This window comes from Protofrankia sp. CiP1_Cm_nod4 (genome assembly GCF_982290645.1).
In genome coordinates this window covers 5,989-8,200 of record NZ_CEVIVC010000187.1, presented here as the reverse complement: position 1 = coordinate 8,200, position 2,212 = coordinate 5,989, and the positions used below count along the sequence as shown (strand labels likewise).

Below are 2,212 nucleotides of genomic sequence, written 5' to 3'. Positions count from 1 at the left end.
CCGAAGCCCGGCCGGCGGCCGTTCGATGGCCGGGCGCACACGGCCCGTGGTCGACGGCGGGTGCGGCTGGCGGGCGTCAGCGGTCGTTCGAGGGGTCGTCATTCGATCAGGTCGTCATTCGAACGGCAGGCCGTCCGGCGGCAGGGCGCCGGCGGGCCGGGGTGGGCACCGGGGCCGGCTGGGGCAGGTAGGGGGCCGGTCGCTCGGCCCGCACGCGCTCCCGGCCGTCCCAGCGCCAGGGGGTGACGAGGACGGCGTCGATATCCTCCCGGCGGGCGAGCTGCGCGATCGCCAGGCCCGGGACCTGCGGGTAGCAGCCCCACTCGCGTTCGCTGGTCATCACCACGTCCAGGTCGAACGCGGCGAGCAGGCCCAGGCACTTGGCCCGCGAGTCGTCGTCCACCCCGGCGAACGCCTCGTCCAGCGCGACCAGGCGGGGGGCGCTGGGGTTGCCCGACGAGGTGTAGAACGACGACGCGGCGGCGAACAGCGGCACGGAGGCGGCGAGCACCCGTTCGCCGCCGGAGGCCGGCCCGGCCGCCGGCCGCCACTGGCCGTCCTGGTGGCGCTGGATGGCGAACGCGTGCCACCGCCGGTAGTCCAGGGCCTGGGTCAGCTGCTCGGCCCAGCCGCCGGTGGTGTCGTCGGCGTGCTTCCGGTTGATCTCCTCCTGGAGGAAGGCGCCGACCGCGGCCCGGTCCGCCGCGCTCCAGGCGTCCGCGGTCTGCCGTAGCAGCCGGTCGCGTACCCGGCCGAACCCCTCCGGGGCGTCGTGGGCGGCCCGCCACAGCAGCCGCAGCCGCATCCCGGTGGACGTGGGGCGCTCGGCAAGATCGCTGTTGATCGCCCTGACCTGCTCCTCCGCGCCGGTGATCAGTTCCTGGAGGGTGCCGGCCACCTCGTTGACGAGATGGTTCTCCAGGATCTCGCGTTCCTTCGCGGACAGCAGCATCGCCCGCTGCCCGGTCTCCGTCTCCAGCGCGGCGACCAGGGCCGCGATGGCCTGCCGGCGGCCCTGGAACACCACGTCCACCACGATGATGCCGTCACGCACGGTCATCCCGACCGAGTGGCCGTGCCGGGACAGCGCGTCGGTGAGCACCTTGTGCTCGGCCGAGACACGCTGCTGGATCAGCTCCCAGCGCCGGTCGCCGTCGTCGGCCCCCTCGAGGGCGGCGTTGACGGCGCGGGCCAGCGCGATGGCCGGCGTCGGCGCCCACTGCTCGGCCGGGTCCGGCAGCTCCAGGCCGGGCACGGCGATCTCCAGCAGCCCGGTGGTGACGAAGGCCCGCAGGGCGTCGATCGCCCGGTCGCGTTCGGCGGCGGCAGCGGTGATCGACTCGCGTAGCTTCTCGCGCCGCCCCTCGGCCCTGCCGCGCTCGTCGCGGGCATCCTGCTCGACGCGGCGGGCCGTCCGCTCGTCGGCGTCGCAGCGGGCCAGCTCGGTGGCGACCGCGTCGAGCTTGCGGTACAGCTCGTCGACCCCGGCGCCGGCGGTCTCGACCAGGACGCGGTGGCGTCCGGCCGCGGCCTCGGCCTGGGCGTCGGCCAGCTCGGACGCCTGGCTGGCCTGCTCGCGCTGCTCCACCGCGAGGCCGAGCTCGCGTTCGGCCTCGGCGGCGGCCTGCCGGGCCCGGTCGAGCGCCTGCGCCGCCGGCCACAGCCCGGCCAGCGCCACCCGGTAGTCGCCCACGGCGGCGCGGACGGCCGCCAGCCCGTCGGCATCCGTGGGCAGGCCGACGTCGGCGGCGAACTCGCCGGCCGCCGTCCGCGCCGTGCGCGCCGCGGCATCCCGGTCGGCGACGATCCGGACCGCCTCGTCGTGGCGGGCGTCAACACGCCGCCTGGCCTCGTGCTCGGCGGCACGTTTGACGTGGGCCTCGCGCAGGTCGCTGTCGGCCGGCAGCGCCTGGTGCTCGACGGCCAGCGCGCGCTGACGGCCGACCAGCTCGGCGACGGCCGCGGCGAGTTCGGCCAGCCGCCGCTCGACCGCGGCCAGCTCGGCCCGGACCGTCGCCAGCCGCGTCCGCCGGGCCGTCTCGCGGGCACCCTCGCCGATGTAGCCGGCGGTGTCCTTGTGCCAGGAGCCGGCCAGTATCCCGTTGCCGAAGCGACCGTCGACGTCGACCCATGCCGCGGCCCACGGCTCGGCGCGATCCCCGCCCGGCCCATTACCGACAGCGCCTGGATCGTTGCCGACAGGGCCCGGATC

The 2,212-nt window shown here is 76.4% G+C and carries 1 protein-coding gene; it reads right to left on the bottom strand.

The genetic code is table 11. The features are described from left to right. Nucleotides 1-106: 106 nt before the first annotated feature. Nucleotides 107-2,212: TIGR02680 family protein (locus AC5LSR_RS22085; protein ID WP_493468944.1), on the bottom strand; the 2,106-nt coding region annotated here is incomplete at its 5' end.